A 23739-nucleotide genomic window follows, 5' to 3' on the forward strand; every position below is an offset into this window, starting at 1 on the left:
CTGATGCTCCGCACCAGCTCCGGGATGCAGTCCCTCTACATCTACGACGGCACCGGCAACCCCGCCGCCCTGATCACCAGCACCCCGACCATCGCCTTCGCCTACGACTACGACCCCTACGGCGTCCCAACCCTCACCGCCGACTCCGGCGGCCTCGGCACCACCCAAAACCCCTACACCTTCAAAGCCGGCATCCAGGACCGCGTCACCGGCTGGGTCAAATACGGCCAACGCTGGTACAACCCCACCCACGGACGCTGGACCCAACAAGACACCCTCGACACACCCCTGAACCCCGCCAACGCCAACCGCTACGCCTACGCCGCCAACGACCCCATCAACAACGCAGACCCCACCGGCAACTACAGCCTCTTTAGCGATGAGTATTGGAACTGTGTTGGCGGAGTTGTCCTGGCAGATACAAAGGAAGGTCTATTTTGGGGGGCCGTGGGCGGCGGCTTCGTTGGTTCTTTCATTGGAGGAGTGGGAGCGTTTCCGGGCGCCGTGATTGGCTCCGTCGGAGGCGCCCTTGGGAACGGTGTCCTCAGAGGCGGTGTCTGGGGATCCATAAGTTGCACCTGGCAGTGAAGACGTCTAGAAAGGGCTCACGTGAAGTACCGCAAAAATGATGAATTTTCGACTTCGCTGGATAAACAACGATCCAAAGAAGCACTTTCCGGGCACTTCAAATCATTGCGTCTTCGAACGGAGGAAACCGCCGACGGTTTGGAAGTTCATTCCGGATCGGACGCGATGTTTCGACTCCTTGGCCCCCTTGGGACTAGACGCATCCCAGTCGGTCTGACTATTCAACTCGAGGCCCAAAATGGACGGACGCACGTAAAATCAAGCGCGTTTGACCGGCTGGGGTGGTATCTCAACGACCACTTGGTCTTTGGTACAGAAGAGGCACTGGAACGGAAGCTCGAAAGCCTCTTACACGAGGTTCGTTCAGCTCTTGGGGAAGGCCGACAATCGAAGACCATCACTTGACCCCAATTGCATTCTGCGAAATCCCCACGGTGTCCCAGACCACCCCGAACGGGACCTACAAAGTCGCCTATGGCCGCACCGACGCCCAAGGCCTGCCCGTGATCGAGCAATACAAAAAGGACAACCTCACCGCCTAGTCGAACACGATCCGGTCACCGGGGAGGCCCTGATGCTGCGCACCAGCTCCGGGATGCAGTCCCTCTACATCTACGACGGCACCGGCAACCCCGCGGCCCTGATCACCAGCACCCCGACCATCGCGTTCGCCTACGACTACGACCCCTACGGCGTCCCGACCCTCACCGCCGACTCCGGCGGCCTCGGCACCACCCAGAACCCCTACACCTTCAAAGCCGGCATCCAGGACCGGACCACCGGCTGGGTCAAATACGGCCAACGGCGGTACAACCCCACCCACGGACGCTGGACCCAACAAGACACCCTCGACACACCCCTGAACCCCGCCAACGCCAACCGCTACGCCTACGCCGCCAACGACCCCATCAACAACACAGACCCGACCGGCCGTAATACCTGCTCGCAGTCCGGAGCAACCACTGCCGCCCTCGGTGTTGCCGCAGCTGGCCTCGCGTTCTGGGGCGGAGTGGCCACGGGCACTATAGCCGGGGCGCCGGCGGGGGCTGTCCTGGAAGCAGGTGCCCTTGCGACGGGGGTCGCGGCCGCTGTTTCCGGTGTCATCACGTTCTTTGCATGTAGCTAAGAAAGGAGTCGCTGTGCTTGCAGTGGGATTGGCCGGCATTGCAATGATCATGCTGGGCGCCGTGTACTTTATGCGTCATCCCCGGTCACGGGGGGAGCGGATCGGTCCTGCACGCGCCTGGACAATTCTCGCAATCCTCGCAGGACTCGTTCTGCTGATGCTTTTTGTTGTCGTGACGGTTTCCCGAGGTTCGATTTGACCCGTTGGTCCTAGCTCGACCTGAGTATTTCCTTCGGTCACAGTGCGGCCATGGATGCCCCATCCCCGGCGGACATTGGCAGTTGTCATTCTTTCGGCGGTGCATCGGGAAGGAGTCATCCCCCTGATCATCGCGACCGGCAGGGACAGCGGGCAATGTGGCTGCGCCGTTAGTGAGGGGTGCTCCCTATCGGCTACGCCGCCAACGACCCCATCAACAACAGTGATCCCACCGCCAAAATCTATTCGGAACTGTGGTGGGGGCCATCGTGGGAGGAGCGATTTCCGCTGCAGGAATTGGAGCGGTATGCGCACTCACCGCTGTTGTCGGATGCCTAGTCGGAGCAGCCGCGTTTGGCGCACTGGGCGGAGCCATCCTCGGGGGTGCCAATGCTGCTTCTGAGGGAGCAACCAATGAAGAAGCTGGTCGCCAAACCGCCCTCGGAGCCGTAGGCGGCGCGATCTTCGGAGTGTTCGGAAAGCTATAATTTTGGGAGGAGAAAAGGCATTGACTCTATTTGGAGGGCATAGAACCTTGAGGATCGTTGTAATTGGAATCCTCGCGGTCATCATCTGGGGCCTCGTAGGGTTCCTGATAGGCGGATGGCCACAAGCGCTTCTTTTCGGTTTTGTCGGAGGCCCAATATTGGCAGGGTTTGCCATCCTTCCACTCGTGATGAAGTCGAAGTCCGGGCGCTCTCCACGGAGGCCCAGATAGGCGGCGACTGCTACATTGTCGACAGCGACCATGCCCACACGAAAGGTCATTTATCGCATGGGCATGGCGTCTGCCGCGAGACCCTCCACCGTACCGAACGCCCTCCGCCACGGCCCGACCATCGCCTCATGACAGCTGGCCCAGACCTCACCGCACCCCCTGTACGCCTACACGTGCCATGAACGGCTGGTGTGCCTGGCTGGACGGGCAGGGCATGGACCTGCTCACCGTCACCCGTCCTGTCGTGGACGCCTACAGGCACATCCTCACCAGGGACCGGCCACCGTCGTGGCCCGACTGGCCGCGCTCTCCAGTTTCTACCGCTGCGCGCTCTCGGCCGGGCTGATCCCGGGCAATCAGGTGGAACTGGTCAAACACCCGTACGGCGTCCCGAACCTCACCGCCGACTCCGGCGGTCTCGGCACCAACCAGAACCGTTACACCTTCAAAGCCCGCATCCCGGACCGCGTCACCGGCCGGCTGGGTCAAATACGGCCAACTCTGGTACAACCCCACCCTGGGCCGCTGGACCCAACAAGACACCCTCGACGCACCCCTAGACCCCGGCCCATGCCAACCCCTACGCCGCCAACGACCCCATCAACAACAGCGAGAGAGACACCCAGCTGGAGGTCCTGCGCGGACTCGGCGCTCACACCGCCCAGGGCTACCTCATCTCACGCCCGCTTCCGCCCCAAGAGCTCGACCAAGCCCAAGATATTCCTGTCAAAGTCCACTCCGGACGGAAAACGGTGTCCCAGCGATAGTAGGGGGATCCGCTCCTGCCGGGCCGTTCAGTACTTGGCGATCTGCGCCAGATAGCCGTAGTACTGCCCCTCGATCGGGTGGAACGGGTCGCCGTCGAAACCGAAGTCGCGATTGTTCCTGTTGTAGGCCTCGGTGTGGTCCAGGAACTGTGACATCACGTCCTTGCCCGAGCCCTCGCATTCCTCGCGGCTGATGCACAGGGCCACCGATCCCGCGACCGCGGGACTGGCGAAACTGGTTCCGTGGGCCACCGCGTAGCCTCCGGGCGCCGTTGACGTTATGCAGACCCCGGGGGCGGCGAGGGTGTGGGCCTTGTCCTTTCGCTGGCTGGCGAAGTTCGAGAAGAAGGCCGGGCGGTCGTCCAGCTGGCCCAGCCGGGACCAGTCCTCCGAGCCGCAGACGGGAGCGGCCAGGCCTTCGGCTTTTCCATCGAAGTCGGCCATTGCTGTGGCGGTCAGCACCTCGTCGTAGGTGGCGGGGACGGTTCCGGCGATGTCCTCAGCTGAGTTACCGGCCGCGACGGCGTAGACCACACCGGCCTTGACCGAGCGGCAGATGGCGAAGTGCATCGGATCGATGCCCTTTCCGCAGCCGGAGGTATCGGCGCCCGGGCCGCCGATGCTGATGTTGGCCACCTGGATGTCGTTGGCTTTGTCCCTGTCCTTGCGCGTCGCCGTCACCCAGTCGATGGCGCAGATGAGCATGTCTTCGGTGATGACACCGTCGTCGTCCCCCACGCGCACGGACCACAGCGGGGTCCCCGGCGCCGTGCCGATCACGCCCAGCTTGTTGTCCTTGGCTCCGATCACGCCCGCCACGAAAGTCCCGTGGCCCACGGGATCCGTGGGCGTCACCTTGACCGGGGATCCGGAGGAACAGTCGATTCCGCCGCGCACATTCAGGTCCGGATGGGTGCCGTCGATTCCGCTGTCGATGACGGCGACATTGACGTTGACAGACGTCTTGCTGCCCTGCTGCTCCGCATCATCGGGCGGATTTCCGCCGAGGCGCAGCCACCAGAAAGGCGCCAACTGGGTGCTGGACTCCGGGTCCTTCGGCTTATCGAAGGTCCTGGCCGCTGCGATGAAGTCGACGCCCGGTTCAGTTGCGAGGCGTGCCGCCGTGGCCACAGTCATCGTGGCGGCGTAGCCGTTGACGGCTTCCCGGTAGACCGTGGACACGGTGAGGCCGTAGGTGCCCTGTTGGGCCGCGGCCGCGACAGCCGGATCGAGGCCGTCGTGGAGGACCACGATGTATTTCTGTTGCAGCTCGGCAGCGGCTGAGGGGACAGCGGCTGCGAATCCGCCGCCCGTTGCCAGCGCCGCAGCCGCGAGACTGGCCACGATTCGACGGAGCCAGGACCTGATTCTGGGGGGAGCGGCGTTCGCCCGGTATCGGCCTGGCAGTGCGGCTGCCGGTTCCGGCCGTGCTGGTGATGCCTGACGGCGGGTTGCGCTGAACATAGTGGCCTCCAGTAAGCGTCTTCGCTTTTGAGTGCCCCCTGTCCTAGCTTAGGCCCGCAGCTTTGTGATGCAGCCGGACCTTAGGGAAAACTTCGGACAGCCACCGGGCGGAGGCGGACGACGGCGGGATGTTCCCGCCGTCGTCGGCCTCCGGCGTTTCGATCAGCGCCCCTCCATGGCAACACCCTCATACTGCAGAGATAAGGCCGGATTGCCGCCAATCTCCTGCGAGGAACACGCCCGGTTAAATCCTCGTCCCAAGTTCTCCCGCCGGCCGTCGCGCGGCGGAGTATATTTCGAAGTGAGGCAGGATTATTCGAGCCGACGTTCGAGCCGGCACAGGCATAAGGAGGCGTCAGGATGGTTTCCAAGTCAGCGGAAACCGGTGACCGGACGACGGCGGAGCAGGACGCGCCGGCGATGAGCGCGGCTGACCTTGCCGCCCGCCTCGGCAATATCGCACGGGAGTTGCAGCAGGAGGATGACACGGATTCTATGCTGGCGGGAATCGTTCATGCCGTGCTGGAGTTGGTGCCGCACGTAGCCGAAGCCTCGGTCAGCCTGATCAGCGGCCGCCACGAGATCGACTCGCGGGCGGCGTCCGGCGATCTTCCGCGCCGGGTGGATGCCCTCCAAAGCCAAACGGGTCAGGGGCCGTGCATGGACGCGTCCTATGAGAAACGCGTCGTGAGCGTCCCGGATCTCAGCAAAGACCAGCGCTGGCCCGATTTTTCCCGGGCGGCCTACGACCTCGGAGCGCGGAGCATGCTTTCCTTCCAGCTGTTCGTTGACGGCGCCCACCTCGGCGCCCTGAACCTCTTCGGCAATGAGGTCGGCGTATTCGACGCCGAATCCGAGCGGATCGGGGCCCTGGTTGCAGCCCATGCGGCGGTGGCCGTGGCCGGTAGCCAGCAGGTCAGCCAGCTCACCCACGCGCTGGATACGCGGGACCTGATCGGCCAGGCCAAAGGCATCCTCATGGAACGGTTCAAGATCACCGCCCATCAGGCGTTCCTGCTGCTCTCACGGGCAAGTTCGGAGCTGAATATCAAGCTCCACGACGTAGCGGAGCAGCTGACTGTCAGCGGGGAAATGACCAAGAAGCGCTGAACGGCGTTCCGGCGGATCTGCTAGCCGGCATTTTCTCTAGTTCGTCGGGGGTCTGGGCACGGTGGCCGGGCTCAGGGACATGCCCCGCGCCGGGGACAGCGGATGGACATAGTGTCATTGTGCCCAGTCCCGGGTGCGCAGAATGGGCATGTCCCGCTGGACTGGACACCGGCCCAAGGGGACATGCCCCGCGCCGGGGGCAGCGGATGGACATAGTGTCATTGTGCCCAGTCCCGGGTGCGCAGAATGGGCATGTTCCCCGGCGCGAAAGGTCCAGGCTCCGTCTGACCTCCGACGAACTAACGAAAATGACCACTAGCCGGCTGACTTTGGCAGGCTCCACGCCGCGACCGCCACTGCGCCGCCGTTGACGATGTCTAGGGTCTTTGTTGAGCTGCTGCGGGCCACTCCGGTGAAGGAGGCGATCAGGACGGAGCCCACCTGGGTGTCGCCGGCGGTGGCCATGGCATTCCAGCCGAGGAAGGCCTGGGCTGTGGCGCCCGGATGCGGAATGAAACTCGAAACTAAGAGTCGAAGTCAGACACGGGCTTCGGCGTCTTGACCTTCGCCCTCAGCGCAGAAGCAGCCCGGTCACACCTTTTCCGCTGCGTGGGCTCCGGCGGCGGACCAGTCCGCGGAGGCGACCAGCGGGGCCCACGCGGCAATGATTGCCAACAAAATCAGAAGCAGGAACCAGCGCGGCCAAAAAAACGGCCCCCGCCGCACGTGCTTTGGTGACAACGCCTGAGTCCCCATGTTCCCGTCCCTTCAAATCTCCGCTGGTCAACCGTGGTGACCGCATCTCCGAATCCTAGGGCCTGCGCCTTGGAACTTCCTTGAGAACCGGGCCAGTTCATTCCTGACGGGCCGGAATGTGCCGGAGACACCGATCGGAGCCGCCGGTAAGCCGCCGGCCGCGCTCCGGCTGCCCGGCGTCGCCCGGCAGCCGGCAACCGCCGGCGTGGACTGGCAGAATGGGGAACTGACGTATTCTTCGAGGAAAGGCCCGTGCAGCCATGACGGAACCAGCTGTGCCGGAACCAGCTGTGCCGGAACCAGACTGGGTCCGGCACGCCGTATGGTGGCAGGTCTATCCCCTGGGATTCACCGGCGCGGAAAAAGCGGCCCTCCCCGTGGATGCGGCGGTGCAGCACCGCCTCCTGCAACTGCTCCCGTGGCTCGACTACGCGGTGGAACTGGGCGCCTCCGGCATCGCCCTCGGCCCCATATTTGCCTCCGAGACCCATGGCTACGACACCACGGACTACTTCCGGATCGATCCCCGGCTCGGTGACGACTCCGACTTCGACGAGCTGATCCGGGAGGCCCACGCGCGCGGCCTCCGGGTGCTGCTGGACGGCGTGTTCAACCATGCCGGCCGTTCCTTCCAGCCGTTCCGGGACGTCCTGGCACAGGGGCCGTCCGCCGCCACCGCACCGTGGTTCCGGCTCGAATGGCCCGCCGCCGGCTGGGCTCCGGGAGCGGAGCCGGGCTACGCGGACTTCGAGGGCCACCACCACCTCGTCGCGCTCAACCATGACGAAGCCGAGGTTGCCGAGTTCGTCGCCGGGGTCATAAAGCACTGGCTGGGACGTGGTGCGGACGGCTGGCGGCTGGACGCGGCGTACGCCGTTCCGCCGTCGTTCTGGTCCGTGGTGGTGGGCGCCGCGAAGAAGGACTTCCCGGAGGCCTACGTCGTGGGCGAGTACATCCACGGCGACTACGCCGCTGAGGTCCGCGCCGGCTCGCTCGATTCCGCCACCCAGTACGAGCTGTGGAAGGCTGCCTGGAGCTCGCTCAATGACGGGAACTTCTACGAACTTGCCTCGGCGCTGGAGCGGCACAACGCCCTGCTGAACACTTTCGTGCCGCTGACCTTCGTCGGCAACCACGACGTCACCCGGATCGCCAGCAGACTCACCGACCCGGCCCTGCTCCCGCTGGCGCTCGTGGTCCTATTCACCGTGGCCGGCACACCGTCCATCTACTCCGGCGATGAGCAGGGCTTTCGCGGCATCAAGGAAGACCGCGCCGGGGGAGACGACGCCGTCCGGCCCGCTTTCCCGGCCGAGCCGTCCGGACTCTCCGCCGTTGGCCGGCACATCTACGAACTGCACCGCCAGTTGATCGGCGTCCGACGGCGGCACGCCTGGCTGCATGCGGCCCGCACCGAAGTGCTGGCCCTGAGCAACGACCACCTGGTCTATGAAGCCAAGGGGGAGGGATCGTCACTGACGGTTGCCCTCAACCTCTCGCCCGCAGCGGCGGAACTGGAGGTGCCGGCGTCGGCCGCGGTGGTCCTGGCCGGTGAGGGGTACCTGCCGTCCGGGCGGAACGTCGTCGCGATTCCGCCGCGAGGCTGGGCAATCCTGGGCGGTCAGGACTCGTAGTTTTCAACCTGCCGGACGGGGCGCGGTGCCGCCTCGTCCGGGTTCTCGCCGTACTGCAGCTTCGCCCGCCGCTGCCGGAGAAGGTCCCAGCACTGGTCCAGGTCCTCTTCAACGCTCTTCAGCCGCGCGTGCTCCGAGCCGTGTTCATAGTCCGGTGAGGAGGAGGGCGCCTTCTCGCGAAGCGCCTGTTCTTCCTCCACCAGCGCCGAGATTCGCTCAAGGATGTGCTGTTCGTCCATGACGGCCTTCTTTCTGCGTAGCGTCCTCCCGCCAGCGTAGCGAGCCGTCGGCGCGGGGGCCAGAGCGCGGCTCGTGGCATGAATCCTCGGGAAGCGGCCGGGACCTGGCGCGCGTTCGCTGCTGCGGGCACGGCCGAATGGACTTCGGCAGACAGCTACCCAGAACGGCTGATGTGGGGCAGGATATGCCGTGTAAAAGTGCGCCGATACCGCGGCCGCAACATGGCACCCTGGCCGGCGCCCCAGCTGCAAGGAGTCACAGACATGACCACACTCAACCCGTACCTAGGCTTTCGCGACAATGCGAAAGAAGCCATGACTTTCTACCAGTCGGTGTTCGGCGGTGAGCTGACCATGAGCACCTTCGGCGACTACCACGCGAGCGACGACATTGCCGAACAGGACAAGATCATGCACGCCATGCTGACGACGGATAAGGGCATGGTGCTGATGGCAGCGGATACACCCAACAGCATGGCCTACACCGCAGGCGGCAGCGTCGCGGTGTCCCTCAGCGGCGCCGACGACGCCGAACTGCGCGGCTACTATGACAGGCTCGCCGACGGCGGAACCGTCACCGTGCCGATGGAGCAGGCACCCTGGGGGGACGTCTTCGGCATGTGCACGGACAAGTTCGGCACCGACTGGATGGTCAATGTCGGTCCAGAGCCGGGCGTGAATCCGTAGTGGGGCCGCGGTCGTCGCCGGCCCGTCGGCCTCTGGCGTGCTCCGCGCCCGTGGGCGTAGGCTCTCGCCCATGGGTAAGGATCCGGTAGCAAGCAACCCCCGGCTGTATCGGGTGGTCTTTGAAAACGAACGTGTACGGGTACTGGAGTACACCGACACACCGGGCGACAAAACTGCTGATCATCACCATCCGGACAGTGTGATGATCACGCTGAGCTCCTTCCGCCGCCGACTGTCCGGTCACGGCGACAACGTCGACGTCGAAATCCCCGCCGGGACGGCGCGTTGGCTGCCCGCCCAGGACCATTCCGGTACGAACATCGGCGACACCGCCACCCACACCATGTTCGTGGAACTCAAGGAACCGGCCCCGGCCCCGGCCGAAGGTCCGGAACCCCTCGGCCCCGCTTCGGACTAGCGGCCGCCATGTGCTCCGTTTGGATACCTGCACCCACGGTGTTGCTGCGCCTGGCGGGAGTTTCTTGGTCAGCGGCCCGAGACTTGTATCCGTGCAGGTCAGAGCCGTTTGGGCGTGGCCTGGGTGCTTGACCTAGCTTGTTAGGGCCCACTTGGAGGTTGAAGATCTTGGTGAGCTGGTCCTGGATCGGGGTGATCTCGGCGATACGCCAGTGGTCGTGGGTGGTGGCCAGTATCCGTTTGCCGAACACTTGGGTTTCCCATGCGATGCGAACGGTTTCGTTGCCTTGACGGCAGCGTCGTCAAATAACGGGACGGGTAGCACAGCGGCTGAAATTGGTTCGGCGCTGGTAGAGATCTCCCGTGGGATCCTATTTCACTGTGAGGGTTCCGCGCATGTTGCCATGGAAGTTGCAGTGGTAGGGGTAGGTGCCGGGTTTGGTCGGTGCGGTGAAGGTGCCGGCGCCGGGTTTGATGTTGGCGTCGAACGCGGAGCCGGCGTCAGCGGTGATGGTGTGCGCTTCAAGATCTTCGTTGGTGACGGTGATCTCGGCTCCGGGGCTGACGGTTTCGGCTCCCTGGTATGTGAAGCCCTTGATCAGGATTTTTGTCGAAGCCGCCGCGGCGGCTGAAGAGGCCGATCTGGGGGTTGAGGGAGTTGTTTCAGTGGTGGGGGCCGGGGCCGATGTTGGCTGTTCTGCCGCTGGTGGTGTTGCTGTCGTGCCGGGCCCGGACATGCCGGGGTTTCCGCAACCGGAGAGAGCCAGCGCCGCCGCTGCTGCGGCGAGTCCGAGCGCCCGGGTTGTTCTGATGTCGGCGGTCATGATGAAACCTTTCGTTGGCTCCGGGTGGTGGTGCGGAGGGGTGTCAGGGGTGTTCGATCCAGCAGGCGAGGATGGTGGTGGAGAGCTGGTAGGCCAGGGCGTTCCTGGTGATGCTTTCCGGTCCGATGGTGGCGGGAAGGCCGCTGGCGTCGACGTGCAGGATGAAGTTGTCTTTTTGGAAAATGGCTGACCCATCGGCGGTTTCATAGGCCGGGAAGCCCAGATTCGCGAGGCCTTCGATGGGTTTGGCTTCTTTCGCGAGGGCCTGCATCCCGTCGAAGTATTTCAATGCCGAGGCCTTGTCGGTGGCTTCCTGGACGGAGATTACCAGTGACCCTTCGTCCAGGTGGTAGGTGCAGGTGTAAGTGTTGTTAGCCCAGTCGTTGATGGTGTGCGGGTCCGAGTCCAGGTCCAGGATGGACGTGAGCCTGTCTTTTGGCTGGTTTCCGCAGACCATCAGAGCAGCGTCACTGGGACCGTTTTTGGTTGAGCCGGGCGAGGACGTTCCCCCGCCGTGATGCCCGCCGCCGTGGCGGTCTGTGTGCCCTGCCTCGGGGGAGGCTGCGGACGGGGCGGGCGTCGACACCCCCGCCGGCGCGGACACGGACCCGGCAGCGGCTGCGCAGCCAGAAAGCAGCAGAGCGGACAAGGCCAGGGAGGCCAGCAAAGTTTTGCGGTGTTTCACAGCTTTTTCCGTCCTGGCCGCCCTGTCCTTTCGGGTCAGCGGCCGTTGTTAGGCTTTGAGTTTGGCGTAGATGACGTAGTTGTCATCGAAGAGCCCGGTGGTGGGGTCGTAGCCGTCGCAGGTGATCAGCCGGAGTTCGGCGCCCGGCGTGTTTCCGTAGACCTCGAGGGTGGGGAATTGGTTTTTGCTGTAGAGGGCTCCGTGGTCAACGGTGAACACGGCGGTGCTGCCGTCAGTTCGTGAAATGTTGATTTCGGTACCGGGGGTGAGCTTCCGCAGGTCCGCGAAGACTCCGGTGTTGCCGCCGAGTGCGTTGACGTGGCCGAGCATCACGGAGGGGCCGCGTTCCCCGGGGGTGGGGGAGTTGTTATACCAGCTGGCGGGTGCGCCGCTGCCGGTGTCCGGTGGGACTTCCAGGGACCCGTTTTCGCGTAGTCCCAGCTGGAGGAGATTTGTTCGGACCCCGATCGAGGGAATGCTCAGGTTGACGGGAGCGGAGGCGCCGAGCACCGGCGGAAGCTGCTGTGCGGGCAGAACCTCCGCGGGGGCGGGGGGTGGTGTGGCCGCAGTTGTCGGGGGAGGGACGGTCGGGGTGGCCGAGGCCGAAGCCGAGGCTGCAAGGGAAGCGGGCGGGGCGGACCCGGCATCGGTGGTTCCGGCGGCGCAGCCGGCCAGGGACAGCAGGAGCAGAACCCCGGCCGCCACCGAGGCCCGGAGGCCTCCGTGGCGGCCGGGATTCTTGGTTCTCACAGTAGTGATCCGTTCAGTCGGTGCTTAGGCTGCCGCGCCGGCCGTGATGCGGCGGCGCACGACGTAGGCTCCGCCGGCGAGGGCGACGAGGACGAGGCCGCCGCCGAGGGCGAGGGCTCCGGTGTCGGTGCCGGTTTCCTGGGTGACGCCGGTGTCAGCGCCGCCTGCGGGCATTTTCATCTGACCGGCCTTCAAGGTCCCGCACAGGGCAGGGGACGTGGCGGCCAGCGGAAGGCTCGGAACGATGTCGCTCTTCGCCGCCTGGGCGGCAGTGCTCAGCGTGGCCGGGTCCAGGCCGTGGACGACCACAACCGCGGTTCCTGCTTTCAGGGATGCCTGGGTCTCTGCGTTCAGTTCGAACGTGCGGTCGACGGTGTAGGACGCGCCCTGGCCGGCGAGCTTAAGATCCGTACCGGCTGCCGGGCTGGTGTCGCCACTGGTGGAGAGCGTGGTCTGGATGGGGCCGTAGGACGGGTCACCCTCGGTGGTGGAGATGACCTTGTCGCCGTCCTTATCGGCCGAGGGGGCCGGGCAAACACCCTGCTTGCCGCCGTGGATGTGCTGGACGTGCGGGTAGGGGGCGTCCATGAAGGTTGCGGGCATCCCCGAAACCTTCAGGACAACGTGGGCCTGGTTGCCCGTGACATCAACAGTGATGGTGCCGGAGCCTGCACTGCCGTTGAGCTGACCCAGCGTGGACTGGTAGGACTGGTCCGCGGCCATGGCCGGGGAGCCGGAAAGGGCCAGGGCGGCCAAAGCCAGGGTGGGGACGGCCATAAAGCGAAGTGTCTTATTCATGGGGAAATCTCCTTTGTACACGCGCATGTGATGTTGGCGCCCCTGAAGAAGGGGCCACCGGTACTTCGGAGCAGTACCGGGAAAGGATGGGAATGAATATGGTCGCCGCCACATATTTCCTGGCAGGGCTCTGCCTGCCCGTCGCCCGGCGGACTTCCAGGGCCCGGTGAACATGCCTGGATCAGGCGGCTGAAGCACTGCGGCGGCGGCCCCGGGCAGTTGGCCGTGATCCCGGCAGGCTCGTCTGCAGCAAGACGTATCCGGCCACAGCCAAACCACCCGCGGCAGCTTCAGCCGCGGCCGTGACAACCTTGGCAACGTACCAGACGGGTTCATACATGGCAGGCAGCGGACCAAGGGCTGGGATTTGGACATACCGGTAGAGGATGACTGCGGCCAACGATGACAGGGCCACCACTGCTGCGGCCGCGAAAGCGGTCCGTGACCCCTTGAGTAGAACGAACACCGCGGCCAGGACCGCGACTCCTGCCTGGATCAAAAAGAGTGTGCCTTGCCCGAGGCCGCCCGGGGCGGCTTGCTGGTAGCCCGGTGCGAGCTGGACATGGACCACGGCACTGGCGACCAGGCCCGCCGCGACAAAGATACGCAGCACCCAAACGGTGTACTTGCGATTGGCTGGGTTTAGTTCCGACCGGTTCATTTCACGACCAGCGTCCCGGTCATCTGCGGATGAAAACTGCAGATGACTCCGTACTCGCCCGGGTCATCGGGCGCCCGAAAAATCACCGTCGCGCCGGCGGGGACCTCAATGTCGAATCCGCCCTGGTCCTTGGCGGTCAGGGTGTGGGGGGCGCTGTCCGCGTTCGTCACCGTCACCATCGCCCCCGGCTTCACCGACGACGGAACCTCGTAGGCGAAGTCCCGGATCGTAATGACCGCCTCAGCGGCCTGCGCCGAAGCATTGGATGACGGGGCCGAGGAACTGCCGGCGGCAGGCGGCGGGGATGACGGATCCCGCCCCTGTGCGGCGCACCCCGTAAGGCCGACCAACGACACGGCCGCAGCTACGGCTAAAATACGATTTATTGCTTTCATGATAATCCCCTTCACAGGGGTGTTATTCTCCGCGCACGCCGGACGACGCGCTCATCAGGAAACTACCCCGCGCACCTTATTCGCCGCCGCCGCCCCGACGGACTGCCCGGCCGGCATCCCGGCTGTATGTTTCCCAAGGATTCGAGGCGCCGCAGCAACTTGGCTGGCCATGATGCCGGGAGAAAGTTTCCTGATTAGAAACACAGCACGCTTACGGTCTGCATAGGGTGACTCCAGCGGGCGCGTTATCAGCATCGACAGGTAGGGCCCCTTCGCGTGGTCTACGGGCGTGGCTCCGGGCGTGTTGTTCCCCGGACGCGAGCAAAACACAAATAACCCGGATGCTCCCCCTCCGGCGCCAGAAACCGCCGAATTCGTGTTCGACGCGCGGGCGTCCTGCGGGTCCGCGTGTTCCCCTCCTGCCGGGGGCACGGCTATCCTGTAAACGGCCAGGGCCCCGCACAGTCGAGTCCACCTTTCCTGGCCAAGAGAGGCATGCAATGACCGAGAAGCTGCACCTCAAGCCCGAAGACGAGTTTCCTGAGGACCTCAGCAAGGTGAAGGACCAGGATCTGCAGGTCCTCGACAGCCAGGTCCAGCGCCAGTTGGACTACGAATACGTGGCCGAGGGCGCACCGAATCCGGAGACCGAGTTCCGGCACTATGACCTCGACGAGGAGTTCAGCGAACGGGACAAGCGCGACGAGTAGCCGGGGCGGTTCTGTCAGTATGCTTACTAGGCACCGGTAAAGCGGAACCGAACAAGGCAGTACAGAACAGAAACGAGTCCCACCATGAGCAGGCCCGACCGAATAGAGATCGAGGCCGCAGGCCACGTCGGCCATGTGTTCGCTTCCCGCCGTCCGTCCGCCCTGGCCCCGTTCCCGGACAAAGCGCAGGCAAGGCTCGCTGTGGTGCTCATCCACGGGATCGGCGCCTCGCACCGCTACCTGCGTCGGCTCCACGCGCTACTGGCGGAATCCGTGGACACCTACTCGATCGACCTGCCCGGTTTCGGCGCCACGCCCAGGCCTGAACACACTCTCGCGGTCGCCGACCACGCCACGTACATCCTCGGCGCCATGGAACAGCTCGGTGTGCTGAAGTTCGTGATCGTCGGGCACTCGATGGGAAGCCAGTTCGTCACGGAGGCCGCCCTGCAGCAACCTGGGCGGATTCCCTACGTGGTCCTGATGGGACCGGTGGTGGATTCGAAGCGCCGCACCGTGGCACAACAGACCCTGGCGCTGGGCCTCGACAGCCTGCTCTACGAGAGCCCCTCCTCGAACGCTATCGTCTTCACCGACTACCTCCGCTGCGGGCCGCGCTGGTACCTCAAGACCCTGCGGGTGATGATGGATTACCCCACGGACCAGAAGATCACCCGCGTCACGGCGCCGGTCCTGGTGCTGCGCGGCGCCAACGATCCGGTGGCCTCCACCGACTGGAGCCGCCGGCTGGCCGAGCTGGCCCCAAAAGGACGGATGCTGGAAATCCAGGGAACTGGCCACGTGGTCCAGCACAACCGCGCCGCCGAGGTGGCCGAGGCCATCACGGCCTTCGCCGGGCTCCGAACCGCGGCCACCTACACTCCGCAGGCAAACCCGGCATGAGCGGCCCGCTCCAGGCCGCCCGCTGGTGGTGCCAGGACTACCTCTATGCTCTCCGGCGGCAGCTGGGCAGCGCGGTTTCCAGGACGCGCCCGGTCGATTTCCTTAGCGGAACCGGCCGGCCCGTCGTCGTCATTCCGGGAATCTATGAGGACTGGCGCTTTATGCAGCCGCTCGTGAAGCGACTGCACGACGCCGGGCACCCCGTGCATGTGGTGACGGTGCTGCAGCGGAACCGGCTCGCGGTCCCCCAGGCGGCGGAGCTGATTGCCGGCTACCTCCGGGACAGGAATTTGAAGGACGTGATGATCGTCGCCCACAGCAAAGGCGGGCTGATCGGCAAATACGCGATGATGTCCCTGGACCCGGACGGGCGCATCACGGGCATGGCCGCCGTGTGCACCCCGTTCTCCGGCTCCCGCTACGCGGCCTTCATGCTGCTTCCGAGCCTGCGCGCCTTCTCGCCCCGGAACGCGGTGACCGTGCAGCTCTCGCGGGAGGAACGCGTCAACCAACGCATCACTTCCATCTACGGGATCTTCGACCCGCACATCCCCGAGGGCAGTTTGCTGCCCGGCGCCCGGAACATCCGGCTGGAAACCGCCGGCCACTTCAAGATCCTGGCTCACGAGGACACCATAGGAACCATCCTCGACGCGGCGGCTGTCTAGCGCCACGTGCGGCGTTCCGGGGGTCAAAGGTGGGTTACCCTGTCAGTGAACCCACCTTTCCCGCAACCCGTTTCCCGCAACCCGGACTGACTATTCGAAGGCTCAAGCATGGCTTATCAGGGACGGCCGCATCCGGTGGGGCCCGGTGCCTCGCTCGATGTAGCCGACGGCATTCCCCGGGAGCTCCTTGACCGTGCTTTCGCGGCCACCTCGGAGATCTCCCTCATTACAGACGCGCAACAGAACATCCTGCACGCGAGCCGCTCCTTCACGGCCATCACCGGATACTCCGAGGTCGAGGTACTCGGTACCAACTGCCGCATGCTCCAGGGCCCCGGAACCGCGCCGGAAGCTGTAGCGGATATCCGGGCGGCCCTGGCCCGGGGCGAAAAGATCCAGCGCGAGGTCCTCAATTACCGCAAGGACGGATCTCCGTTCTGGAATGCCCTGAAAGTCACACCACTCCTGGACGAGAGGGGCCAGGTCACGCACTTCGTGAGTGTGCAACGGGACATCAACGCCCGGATGGCCCTGCACGAACAGCTCCGCTTCCAGGCGACCCACGATCCGCTGACGGGCCTGCCCAACCGCGCCGCCCTGGACGCCCACCTCCTTAGGGTATTGGACACCGACGGCGGCTCCCGGCCGGTGTTCGCCGTCGGCCTGATAGACCTCGATGGGTTCAAAGGAGTCAATAATTTCTACGGCCATGAGGCCGGGGATGTCATCCTCAAGGACTGGGCCGCCCGGATGCAGGCCCGGCTCCAGCCGGGGGAGTTCCTCGCCCGGCTGGGCGGCGACGAGTTTGTCCTCGTGATTCAGGACGCCCCGGAGACTGAGGCACCGCAAACGCTGGCCGCCGCGCTGCAGCGGCTGGGGCTCAGCGTCGAATCACCTTTCAAAGCCGCCGGCGATGAGATCTTCGTGGCCATGAGTGCGGGTTTGGTGCTCTCGCCGCGCGACGGATCTGACATGCGCACCCTCCTGCTCAACGCGGACGCTGCCCTCAAGCTGGCCAAAGCCCGCGACGGCGGTCCGTCCGGCTGGTGGAAGCTGGCTAAGGGAACCGCTGGGAACACGCCTGCTCCCGGGTCTCCTCCGCCAGCAGCAACGTCCACGGCAGGGAATGCCCAGGGAGCCGATGGCGGCGGGGAATTGATGGACCTATACCGCGAACGCCTTTTCGCCGGCGGACTGGAGATCTTCATGCAACCCGTTGTGGATCTCCGGGACGGGAGCCTGTACCTGTTCGAATCACTTGCCCGGCTCCAACTGGAAGACGGCAGCCGCGTTCCCCCGGCCGCGTTCCTCCCCCATCTGGGCCCGGCCCAGATCGCCCGGCTGTTCCGGCTCGGACTGGACCAGGTGCTGGCGCAGCTCGCCGAATGGGACGCCGTGGGGCTCTCCACCAAGGTTTCAGTCAACCTCGCGCCGTCTACGCTGCTGGACCCGGATTGCCCGCGGTTCATTGAAGAGGCCTTGGTGCGGCACGGAATTGCGCCGCAGCGGCTCGTCCTGGAACTGCTCGAGACTGAGAGCATCGGCTGGGACATGCTCAGCGGTCCGCTCAACCGGCTCGTCGAGCTGGGCGTCGGTCTCGCCATGGATGATCTCGGAGCCGGCTACAGCAGCCTCAAACGCCTCTCAATGCTTCCTTTCACCGCCGTGAAGATTGACAGGGACATGCTCACCGGCCTGCACAGCAGCCCGCTGGAAACGCTCAGCCTGATCGCAACTCTGGTCCAGATCGGCCGCGATTTCGGCATGGCTGTTGTCGCCGAAGGCCTGGAAGACCTTGGCATGACGGAGGCTGTGGCCGTGCTCGGCGCCCAGTACGGCCAGGGCTATCACCTCGCCTGGCCGATGCCCGCTGCCGAGGCGCCCGGCTGGTCGACGGATTTCGAATCCCGGATCGTCCCACGCCAGATCAGGACCGCGCTGGGCGCCCTGGCGTATCACTGGAAGTTCGTGCGTCTCGGTTCCCCACACCCGGCCACGATTCTGGAGTGCCCGTTTACCGCCTACCTCGAATTCCGTGGGGCCCGGCCGGGCGATGTTGACCGCTGGCACACCCAGCAGCACCGTGCGGCAGGCAGCTCCGGGGCCAGCCAAATGATTGTTGATTGGTTGATCAGCGAAATCCGCGGCGGTTCCTGACGGCTGGAGGTCACGCCAAGTGCCCGCCCGGGGCCGGGGAATCGGCGTGCATGCGAGGAAGTATTCAGCTTTCGGACGTAACCTAGGCCTAACACGACACTTGAACGGATCCTGCATGCCACAGCTCGATCTACGGGAGCAATCAGTCCCGTCGCTGGCGATCGCCGACGCCGCCCGCCGGCCCGCGGACGAGGTGGTGGCGCGGCTTGGTTCCAGTGCGCTCGGCCTCGGCAGCGAGGAGGCATCGAAGCGCCTCGCCGAACACGGGCCAAACGCGGTGCGCACCCACCGGGCCAGCGGCTGGGCGGTCCTGGGCCGGCAACTCCGCAGCCCCATCCTCATCCTGCTGCTTATCACGGCAGGGCTGTCGCTTGTCCTGGGCGACGCCACAAACTCGATCGTGATCGGCGTGATCCTGCTGGTCAGCGTGGGTCTCGGCTTCAGCAATGAATTCCGTGCCGAACGCGCCGCCGAGGCGCTGCACACCCGAGTCACCCACCGGGCCGTCGCGGTCCGCGACGGGGCCGCCGTCGAAATCGAAGTGACCGCCCTGGTGCCCGGCGACGTCGTGCATCTGTCCATTGGTGCGATTGTCCCCGCCGATATGCGGCTGCTGGCGGCGCAGGACCTGCTCTGCGATGAGAGCATCCTGACCGGGGAGTCGTTGCCGGCTGCCAAAGATCCCACACCGGTGGCCGGCACCGCTGCACTGGGGGACTTGACGTCGTGTCTCTTCATGGGGACCGTGATCCAGTCCGGAAACTGTACCGGCGTGGTGTTCGCCACCGGCGGGCGGGCGGAATTCGGGCGGATCGCCCTTGGCCTTGGGGAGCGGCAGCCCGAGACTGAATTCCAGCTGGGTCTCAAAAGGTTCTCCTATCTCCTGCTGCAGGTGGCCGCCGGCCTCACCTCGCTGATCTTCATCGCGAACCTGCTGTTGCACCGGCCCGTGATCGAGTCGCTGCTGTTCTCGCTCGCAATCGCCGTCGGGATTACGCCGCAGCTGCTGCCCGCCGTCGTCAGCACCAGCCTGGCCACCGGGACCCGGCAGCTGGCCAAACGCGGGGTCCTGGTCAAACGGCTGGTCTGCATCGAGGACCTCGGCGACATGGACATCCTCGTCACGGACAAGACCGGGACGCTGACCGAGGGCCAGATCAGCTTCACCTCCGCCCTTCCCGCCAGCCCCGGCGTCGCGCCCGGCGAGCTGCTCACCCTGGGACTATTAGCCACCGAGTCCGGTTACGCAGAGTCAAAGGCGTCCGCGGTGGGCCTGAATCCGCTGGACGCCGCGCTGTGGACCTCCGCCGACGCCGCGGACTTCGAGCCTGCCCGGTATGAACGGCTCGACGTCATCGACTTCGATCACGTCCGTCGCCGGACCAGCGTGCTGGTGAGTGAGGCGGGTGCCCCGGCCTACATGGTTACCAAGGGATCGCCGGAGGATGTGCTGGCTCTCTGCGCGGACACACCGGCCGGCGTGCAGGCAGTGCTGGATGAACAGTTCGACGCCGGATCCCGGGTGGTTGCCGTCGCCACCCGGGCAGCCGAGGGCCTGACGGCGATCGCGCCGGCGGACGAAAAGGACCTGGTCCTCGCCGGTTTCCTCATCTTCCTGGACCGGCCCAAGGCCACCGCCCGCGCCTCGCTGGACCGGCTCGGGCAGCTCGGCATCACGGTCAAGATCGCCACCGGGGACAACGCCAAAGTGGCTGAAAAGGTGTGCGCCGAGCTGGGGGTGCTCTCCGGCGGAACGCTGACCGGCGCCGCGGTCGAGGCACTGTCCGATCCGGAACTGGCCGACGCGGCACGCGAGGCGAGCATCTTCGCCCGCGTCTCACCCGAGCAGAAGGCCCGGATCATCCGGCTGCTGCGGCAGAGCGGCGGCTCCGTCGGGTTCATGGGTGACGGCGTCAACGACGCGCTGGCGCTGCACGCCGCGGATATTGGCATCTCCGTGGACAGTGCCACCGACGTCGCCAAGGACGCCGCCGACGTCGTGCTGCTGGACAAGGACCTGGGCGTCCTGGCCGAGGGCGTGATGGAGGGCCGGCGGATCTTCGCCAACACCATCAAGTACGTGCTGATGGGCACGTCCAGCAACTTCGGTAACATGTTCAGCGCCGCGTCGGCCTCCGTGGTCCTGAGCTTCCTGCCGATGCTGCCGGGGCAGATCCTGCTCAACAACCTGCTTTACGACGCCGGCCAGCTCGCCATCCCGGGGGACCGCGTGGACAAGGAGCAACTGCTGGCACCCTCGCACTGGGACATCGCCTTCATCCGGCGTTTTATGTTCCTCTTCGGCCCGATCAGCTCTCTATTCGACTTCGCCACCTTCGCCCTGATGCTGTTCGTGTTCAACGCGGTCCCGGGCGAATTCCGCGCCGGCTGGTTCATCGAGTCCATCGCCACGCAGACACTGATCATCTTCGCGATCCGGACGCGGCGCGTGCCCTTCTACCGCAGCAGGCCCTCCGCAGGGCTGCTGGGCGCCTCGCTGGGGGTGGTGTCCCTGGGCATCTTCCTGCCGCTTTCGCCGCTGGCCGGTGTGTTGGGCTTCGATCCGCTGCCGGTGCCGTTTTTCCTGGCCCTGCTGGGGATGGCCGCGGTCTATCTGGTCCTGGTCGAAGTGGCTAAACGCTGGTTCTTCGCCCGCGCCGCCCAGCAGCTTGTCCAAGTCAAGTCTGCGGGCGCCCCCCGCCGCGGCGGCACCCACCACATCGCGCGCCGCGCCGCCCGGTTCAGCACCGCGGCGGCAGGGCCATTCCTCCGCACCCGGGTGTTTCACAACCGGGGTCCCGGCCGGAGCCGAATCCGGGCACAAAGGCCCTCACCTCCCGGCGGTTCCTGACCCATAGTGGGAGGGAGCGGCCACATGGCCTGTTTTCCCGGCCTGCGGAGCGTATGCCTGGATGAGCCCACGGCCGCTGTCCCGACTGGAAAGCCATGCTGATGAGCATTTTCGAAGACAGGGTCGACGCCGGCCGGCAACTGGGGAGGCGGCTGGTGGAACTGCGGGGCCAAGATGTTGTGGTCCTGGGCCTACCCCGCGGCGGTGTCCCGGTGGCGTTCGAGGTTGCCGCGGCGCTGGACGCGCCCCTGGATGTGATCGTGGTGCGCAAACTCGGCCTTCCTTACCAGCCGGAGCTTGCCATGGGGGCGGTCGGCGAAGGTGGCGCTCGGGTGCTGGAAGAGCATGTACTCGCGCATTCCCGGGTATCCCAGCAGGAGTTAACAGCCGTCGAAGAGCACGAACGCGCCGTGCTGGAGAACCGGGTGGCCCGGTTCCGGAAGGGACGGACCCGGCAGGACCTCACCGGACGCACCGCCGTGATCGTCGATGACGGCATCGCCACTGGATCCACTGCCCGGGTGGCTTGCCGGGTCGCGCGGAAGCTCGGCGCCGCACGGGTGATCCTGGCCGTGCCGGTGGCTCCGGCCGATACCTTGTCGAGCCTGTCCGAGCCGGATGAGCTGGTCTGCCTGGCCACGCCCCAGCAGTTCTCCGCCGTCGGCTGCCACTACCGGGACTTTTCACCGACCGAAGACGGCGAGGTGGTGCAGCTTCTCGACGCCGCAGCCAAGCGCCTGCAAGCCTCGCCGCCTGTTTCCAGCAACGGGACGGGTGCCGCAGCCCAGCATGCCGCGGACTTGGATGAGGACGTGGAGATCCCGTGCCACGATGTGCGGCTACAGGGCCGGCTGCACCTTCCCGTTCCGGCCCGGGGAGTGGTGCTGTTCGCGCACGGAAGCGGCAGCAGCCGGCACAGCCCGCGGAACAGGTTCGTCGCGGGCATGTTGCAACAGGCGGGGCTTGGCACCTTGCTGCTGGACCTGTTGACGCCTGGCGAGGAACGCAACCGCGCCAACGTCTTCGACATCGACCTGCTGGCGCGCCGGCTATCTGCGGCCACTGACTGGCTCGCCATGAGGGACGACACCGCCTCCTGCAGGGTGGGCTACTTCGGCGCGAGCACAGGCGCCGGTGCCGCACTACTGGCGGCCACGGAACCCGCCGCGAGGATTGACGCCGTCGTCTCCCGCGGCGGCCGACCGGACCTGGCCGGGCCCCGGCTCCCGGCCGTCCGGGCGCCTACCCTCCTGATCGTGGGCAGCTACGACCACGAGGTGCTCGAACTCAACCGCCAGGCGAAGTCCATGATGCGCTGCCCCAACCAGTTGGCCGTCGTCCAGGGCGCCACCCATCTCTTTGAGGAACCCGGCACGCTGGCGGCGGCCGCCATTCTCGCCAGGGACTGGTTTGTGGAATACCTGTTGCCCCCCGGGCAACGCCGGCGATGAAGCTTGTCTTAGCCGATTTCGCCGTTTACCTCCCGTACCTCGGCGGGCGGCTGCCCTCGGCCCGGGACTTAATGCCAAGAAGCATACGCCGCTCCATCAGGAATTGCAGCGGTTCCAGTAGCGGGCGGAAGACCAACCCCAACGGCAGGGGTGAATAGTCGTATCGGGTGCGGGACAGTAACCGCGTGGTGCGGGCGTCCACCGGCAGCAACACGAAAGTCCAGCCCAGCTCGAGTCGCGGGCCGGTGGCCGCACCGTCGGAGGAGGTGATCCTCCCGGTGCGCGGATCCATCGTGCCGCCGAGGGCCAGCACGGACGCGGTCTCCAAGCGCCGGACCGGAATCCCGACGTCGGGCGCCAGCGGGATGACATCACCGACGTCGAGCTGCTGGAATTCCGGGAGGATCCCGTCCGCGCTGTGCATGCCCAGGCCTGCTGCGTTCTCCAGCGCATCGTAGCTGTACATGCCACCCCGCCCTGCTCCCAGCTGGACGAGCCACGGCCAGATCCGTTCGGCCGGTGCCGCGATGGTCACGGCCCGGGTGGTCTGCATACGCGGCGTCCGCACCAGCTCGTCACCGGGCAGCGGTCCGGCGGCCTCCTGCACCGTCGCACCCCACTTCAGCAGCCGGGGCCGGACGGCGAGGACATAGACGCCGGCTGCCGCTGCCGCGGCCAGGGCCGCCAGCGGGCCACGAATCCGGATTGCCGGCCGGGAACTGCTCATGGTGTAGCTACTTTCTGCAGCTGGTGCTGGTCTCGCCAATGCGCGGTGGCGGACGGGATGAGGAACGCCAACGCCGGAACACTCCAGAACCAGAAGCCCCAGCCGAACAGCATGAGCCCCAGATGAAAGGCGATCACGCCGGCCCACCCGGCGCTGGCCCACGTTCCGCCGCCGAGCAGTAGCAGCCCTAAGGTGAGCTCGCCGAGGCAGAGTGCCAAGCCCCAAAGCGCGGGGTTCGACATAAAGACGTCGCGCCAAGCGGCGGTGATGAAGGGCAGCAGGGCTTCGTCGGCGAAGTGGCGGTAGAATTCCGGTCCCGCGGCCACGATCCCCAAGTGGATACCGCCGGTGAAGAGGAAGAATGCGCCCACTATCTTTCCGGGCAGCCCGGTGGTCCGCCGTTGCCGGGCTGTCCCGGGTGCCTGAATCTGTGCCATCGCTCCTACCTTTCCCGG

25 protein-coding genes are annotated in these 23739 nt (G+C 65.7%); 14 read left to right on the forward strand and 11 right to left on the reverse strand.

Going from position 1 to position 23739, the window contains the following annotated elements; genetic code table 11:
* The 4 genes from RCH07_RS05075 to RCH07_RS05090 form a co-directional block, all read left to right on the forward strand.
* On the forward strand, window positions 1-588 hold a 588-nt coding region (locus RCH07_RS05075; protein WP_326966391.1), incomplete at its 5' end, for an RHS repeat-associated core domain-containing protein.
* 21 nt (window positions 589-609) lie between these two features.
* Window positions 610-993 (forward strand): hypothetical protein, encoded by a 384-nt coding sequence (locus RCH07_RS05080; protein WP_326966392.1) that lies wholly within the window; start codon window positions 610-612, stop codon window positions 991-993.
* The gene (locus RCH07_RS05085; RefSeq protein ID WP_326966393.1) at window positions 990-1130 is read left to right on the forward strand and encodes a hypothetical protein; all 141 of its coding nucleotides are present in this window, start codon (window positions 990-992) and stop codon (window positions 1128-1130) included. Before RCH07_RS05080 ends, RCH07_RS05085 begins: the two co-directional genes overlap by 4 nt.
* Before the next feature lie 32 nt (window positions 1131-1162).
* Window positions 1163-1714, forward strand: coding sequence for an RHS repeat-associated core domain-containing protein (locus RCH07_RS05090; RefSeq protein ID WP_326966394.1), 552 nt, complete (start codon window positions 1163-1165; stop codon window positions 1712-1714).
* A gap of 1710 nt (window positions 1715-3424) precedes the next feature.
* On the opposite strand, the gene RCH07_RS05095 is transcribed toward RCH07_RS05090, so the two are convergent.
* Window positions 3425-4741 carry a S8 family peptidase gene (locus tag RCH07_RS05095; RefSeq protein ID WP_326966395.1) on the reverse strand — a complete coding sequence of 439 codons (1317 nt, stop codon included), beginning with the start codon at window positions 4739-4741 and terminating at the stop codon, window positions 3425-3427.
* 480 nt (window positions 4742-5221) lie between these two features.
* Between RCH07_RS05095 and RCH07_RS05100 the strand changes: the two genes are divergently transcribed.
* A complete protein-coding gene (locus RCH07_RS05100; protein WP_326966396.1) occupies window positions 5222-5971 on the forward strand; it encodes a GAF and ANTAR domain-containing protein in 750 nt (249 codons plus the stop codon).
* Window positions 5972-6286: 315 nt separating this feature from the next.
* Here the strand turns inward: RCH07_RS05100 and RCH07_RS05105 are convergent, their stop codons facing one another.
* Entirely contained in the window at window positions 6287-6436 is a 150-nt protein-coding gene (locus RCH07_RS05105) for a hypothetical protein (RefSeq protein WP_326966397.1), read from the reverse strand.
* A gap of 551 nt (window positions 6437-6987) precedes the next feature.
* Between RCH07_RS05105 and RCH07_RS05110 the strand changes: the two genes are divergently transcribed.
* Window positions 6988-8361, forward strand: a complete 1374-nt coding sequence (locus RCH07_RS05110; RefSeq protein WP_326966398.1) for an alpha-amylase family glycosyl hydrolase — start codon at window positions 6988-6990, stop codon at window positions 8359-8361.
* On the opposite strand, the gene RCH07_RS05115 is transcribed toward RCH07_RS05110, so the two are convergent.
* A complete protein-coding gene (locus tag RCH07_RS05115; RefSeq protein ID WP_326966399.1) occupies window positions 8349-8600 on the reverse strand; it encodes a DUF2630 family protein in 252 nt (83 codons plus the stop codon). The two genes, RCH07_RS05110 and RCH07_RS05115, sit on opposite strands and share 13 nt — an antisense overlap.
* A 264-nt stretch (window positions 8601-8864) precedes the next feature.
* Between RCH07_RS05115 and RCH07_RS05120 the strand changes: the two genes are divergently transcribed.
* Entirely contained in the window at window positions 8865-9287 is a 423-nt protein-coding gene (locus tag RCH07_RS05120) for a VOC family protein (protein ID WP_326966400.1), read from the forward strand.
* A 70-nt stretch (window positions 9288-9357) separates the two neighbouring features.
* Window positions 9358-9705: a cytoplasmic protein gene (locus RCH07_RS05125; protein WP_326966401.1), complete on the forward strand. Its 348-nt coding sequence runs from the start codon at window positions 9358-9360 to the stop codon at window positions 9703-9705.
* Between the two features lie 370 nt (window positions 9706-10075).
* Here RCH07_RS05125 and RCH07_RS05130 read toward each other — a convergent pair whose 3' ends face one another.
* The 6 genes from RCH07_RS05130 to RCH07_RS05155 form a co-directional block, all read right to left on the reverse strand.
* Window positions 10076-10528, reverse strand: coding sequence for a cupredoxin domain-containing protein (locus RCH07_RS05130; RefSeq protein WP_326966402.1), 453 nt, complete (start codon window positions 10526-10528; stop codon window positions 10076-10078).
* A gap of 43 nt (window positions 10529-10571) precedes the next feature.
* Window positions 10572-11213 carry a hypothetical protein gene (locus RCH07_RS05135; RefSeq protein ID WP_326966403.1) on the reverse strand — a complete coding sequence of 214 codons (642 nt, stop codon included), beginning with the start codon at window positions 11211-11213 and terminating at the stop codon, window positions 10572-10574.
* A 48-nt stretch (window positions 11214-11261) separates the two neighbouring features.
* Window positions 11262-11963 (reverse strand): class F sortase, encoded by a 702-nt coding sequence (locus RCH07_RS05140; protein ID WP_326966404.1) that lies wholly within the window; start codon window positions 11961-11963, stop codon window positions 11262-11264.
* Between the two features lie 24 nt (window positions 11964-11987).
* Window positions 11988-12761, reverse strand: coding sequence for a CHRD domain-containing protein (locus RCH07_RS05145; protein ID WP_326966405.1), 774 nt, complete (start codon window positions 12759-12761; stop codon window positions 11988-11990).
* A gap of 181 nt (window positions 12762-12942) precedes the next feature.
* A complete protein-coding gene (locus RCH07_RS05150) occupies window positions 12943-13374 on the reverse strand; it encodes a hypothetical protein (protein ID WP_326966406.1) in 432 nt (143 codons plus the stop codon).
* 44 nt (window positions 13375-13418) lie between these two features.
* Entirely contained in the window at window positions 13419-13832 is a 414-nt protein-coding gene (locus RCH07_RS05155) for a cupredoxin domain-containing protein (RefSeq protein WP_326966407.1), read from the reverse strand.
* A gap of 485 nt (window positions 13833-14317) precedes the next feature.
* On the opposite strand from RCH07_RS05155, the gene RCH07_RS05160 reads away from it, so the two are divergent.
* The 6 genes from RCH07_RS05160 to RCH07_RS05185 all read left to right on the forward strand — a co-directional run bounded on the left by RCH07_RS05160 (window position 14318) and on the right by RCH07_RS05185 (window position 22557).
* Window positions 14318-14527 carry a hypothetical protein gene (locus tag RCH07_RS05160; RefSeq protein ID WP_326966408.1) on the forward strand — a complete coding sequence of 70 codons (210 nt, stop codon included), beginning with the start codon at window positions 14318-14320 and terminating at the stop codon, window positions 14525-14527.
* An 84-nt stretch (window positions 14528-14611) separates the two neighbouring features.
* Window positions 14612-15430 carry an alpha/beta fold hydrolase gene (locus tag RCH07_RS05165; RefSeq protein ID WP_326966409.1) on the forward strand — a complete coding sequence of 273 codons (819 nt, stop codon included), beginning with the start codon at window positions 14612-14614 and terminating at the stop codon, window positions 15428-15430.
* The gene (locus RCH07_RS05170; RefSeq protein ID WP_326966410.1) at window positions 15427-16098 is read left to right on the forward strand and encodes an esterase/lipase family protein; all 672 of its coding nucleotides are present in this window, start codon (window positions 15427-15429) and stop codon (window positions 16096-16098) included. Before RCH07_RS05165 ends, RCH07_RS05170 begins: the two co-directional genes overlap by 4 nt.
* Before the next feature lie 108 nt (window positions 16099-16206).
* Window positions 16207-18255, forward strand: a complete 2049-nt coding sequence (locus tag RCH07_RS05175; protein WP_326966411.1) for a putative bifunctional diguanylate cyclase/phosphodiesterase — start codon at window positions 16207-16209, stop codon at window positions 18253-18255.
* Window positions 18256-18370: 115 nt separating this feature from the next.
* Window positions 18371-21106, forward strand: coding sequence for a magnesium-translocating P-type ATPase (gene mgtA, locus RCH07_RS05180; protein ID WP_326966412.1), 2736 nt, complete (start codon window positions 18371-18373; stop codon window positions 21104-21106).
* A gap of 101 nt (window positions 21107-21207) precedes the next feature.
* On the forward strand, window positions 21208-22557 hold the full coding sequence (locus tag RCH07_RS05185) for a phosphoribosyltransferase (RefSeq protein WP_326966413.1): 1350 nt from the start codon (window positions 21208-21210) through the stop codon (window positions 22555-22557).
* A 25-nt stretch (window positions 22558-22582) separates the two neighbouring features.
* Here the strand turns inward: RCH07_RS05185 and RCH07_RS05190 are convergent, their stop codons facing one another.
* Window positions 22583-23284 (reverse strand): SRPBCC family protein, encoded by a 702-nt coding sequence (locus RCH07_RS05190; protein ID WP_326966414.1) that lies wholly within the window; start codon window positions 23282-23284, stop codon window positions 22583-22585.
* On the reverse strand, window positions 23281-23721 hold the full coding sequence (locus RCH07_RS05195) for a hypothetical protein (RefSeq protein ID WP_326966415.1): 441 nt from the start codon (window positions 23719-23721) through the stop codon (window positions 23281-23283). The genes RCH07_RS05190 and RCH07_RS05195 overlap by 4 nt, the downstream gene beginning before the upstream one ends.
* Window positions 23722-23739: the final 18 nt, after the last annotated feature.

The organism is Arthrobacter sp. CG_A4 (assembly GCF_035985125.1).
In the GTDB taxonomy this organism is placed as follows: Bacteria; Actinomycetota; Actinomycetes; order Actinomycetales; family Micrococcaceae; genus Arthrobacter.

Bases quoted from the DNA above. Each gene is read 5' to 3' on its own strand.
- RCH07_RS05090 (WP_326966394.1), top strand. From the start codon at position 1,163: ATGCTGCGCACCAGCTCCGGGATGCAGTCCCTCTACATCTACGACGGC.
- RCH07_RS05100 (WP_326966396.1), top strand. From the start codon at position 5,222: ATGGTTTCCAAGTCAGCGGAAACCGGTGACCGGACGACGGCGGAGCAG.
- RCH07_RS05105 (WP_326966397.1), bottom strand. From the start codon at position 6,436: ATGGCCACCGCCGGCGACACCCAGGTGGGCTCCGTCCTGATCGCCTCC.
- RCH07_RS05110 (WP_326966398.1), top strand. From the start codon at position 6,988: ATGACGGAACCAGCTGTGCCGGAACCAGCTGTGCCGGAACCAGACTGG.
- RCH07_RS05115 (WP_326966399.1), bottom strand. From the start codon at position 8,600: ATGGACGAACAGCACATCCTTGAGCGAATCTCGGCGCTGGTGGAGGAA.
- RCH07_RS05120 (WP_326966400.1), top strand. From the start codon at position 8,865: ATGACCACACTCAACCCGTACCTAGGCTTTCGCGACAATGCGAAAGAA.
- RCH07_RS05125 (WP_326966401.1), top strand. From the start codon at position 9,358: ATGGGTAAGGATCCGGTAGCAAGCAACCCCCGGCTGTATCGGGTGGTC.
- RCH07_RS05130 (WP_326966402.1), bottom strand. From the start codon at position 10,528: ATGACCGCCGACATCAGAACAACCCGGGCGCTCGGACTCGCCGCAGCA.
- RCH07_RS05145 (WP_326966405.1), bottom strand. From the start codon at position 12,761: ATGAATAAGACACTTCGCTTTATGGCCGTCCCCACCCTGGCTTTGGCC.
- RCH07_RS05160 (WP_326966408.1), top strand. From the start codon at position 14,318: ATGACCGAGAAGCTGCACCTCAAGCCCGAAGACGAGTTTCCTGAGGAC.
- RCH07_RS05165 (WP_326966409.1), top strand. From the start codon at position 14,612: ATGAGCAGGCCCGACCGAATAGAGATCGAGGCCGCAGGCCACGTCGGC.
- RCH07_RS05170 (WP_326966410.1), top strand. From the start codon at position 15,427: ATGAGCGGCCCGCTCCAGGCCGCCCGCTGGTGGTGCCAGGACTACCTC.
- RCH07_RS05175 (WP_326966411.1), top strand. From the start codon at position 16,207: ATGGCTTATCAGGGACGGCCGCATCCGGTGGGGCCCGGTGCCTCGCTC.
- mgtA (WP_326966412.1), top strand. From the start codon at position 18,371: ATGCCACAGCTCGATCTACGGGAGCAATCAGTCCCGTCGCTGGCGATC.
- RCH07_RS05185 (WP_326966413.1), top strand. From the start codon at position 21,208: ATGAGCATTTTCGAAGACAGGGTCGACGCCGGCCGGCAACTGGGGAGG.
- RCH07_RS05190 (WP_326966414.1), bottom strand. From the start codon at position 23,284: ATGAGCAGTTCCCGGCCGGCAATCCGGATTCGTGGCCCGCTGGCGGCC.
- RCH07_RS05195 (WP_326966415.1), bottom strand. From the start codon at position 23,721: ATGGCACAGATTCAGGCACCCGGGACAGCCCGGCAACGGCGGACCACC.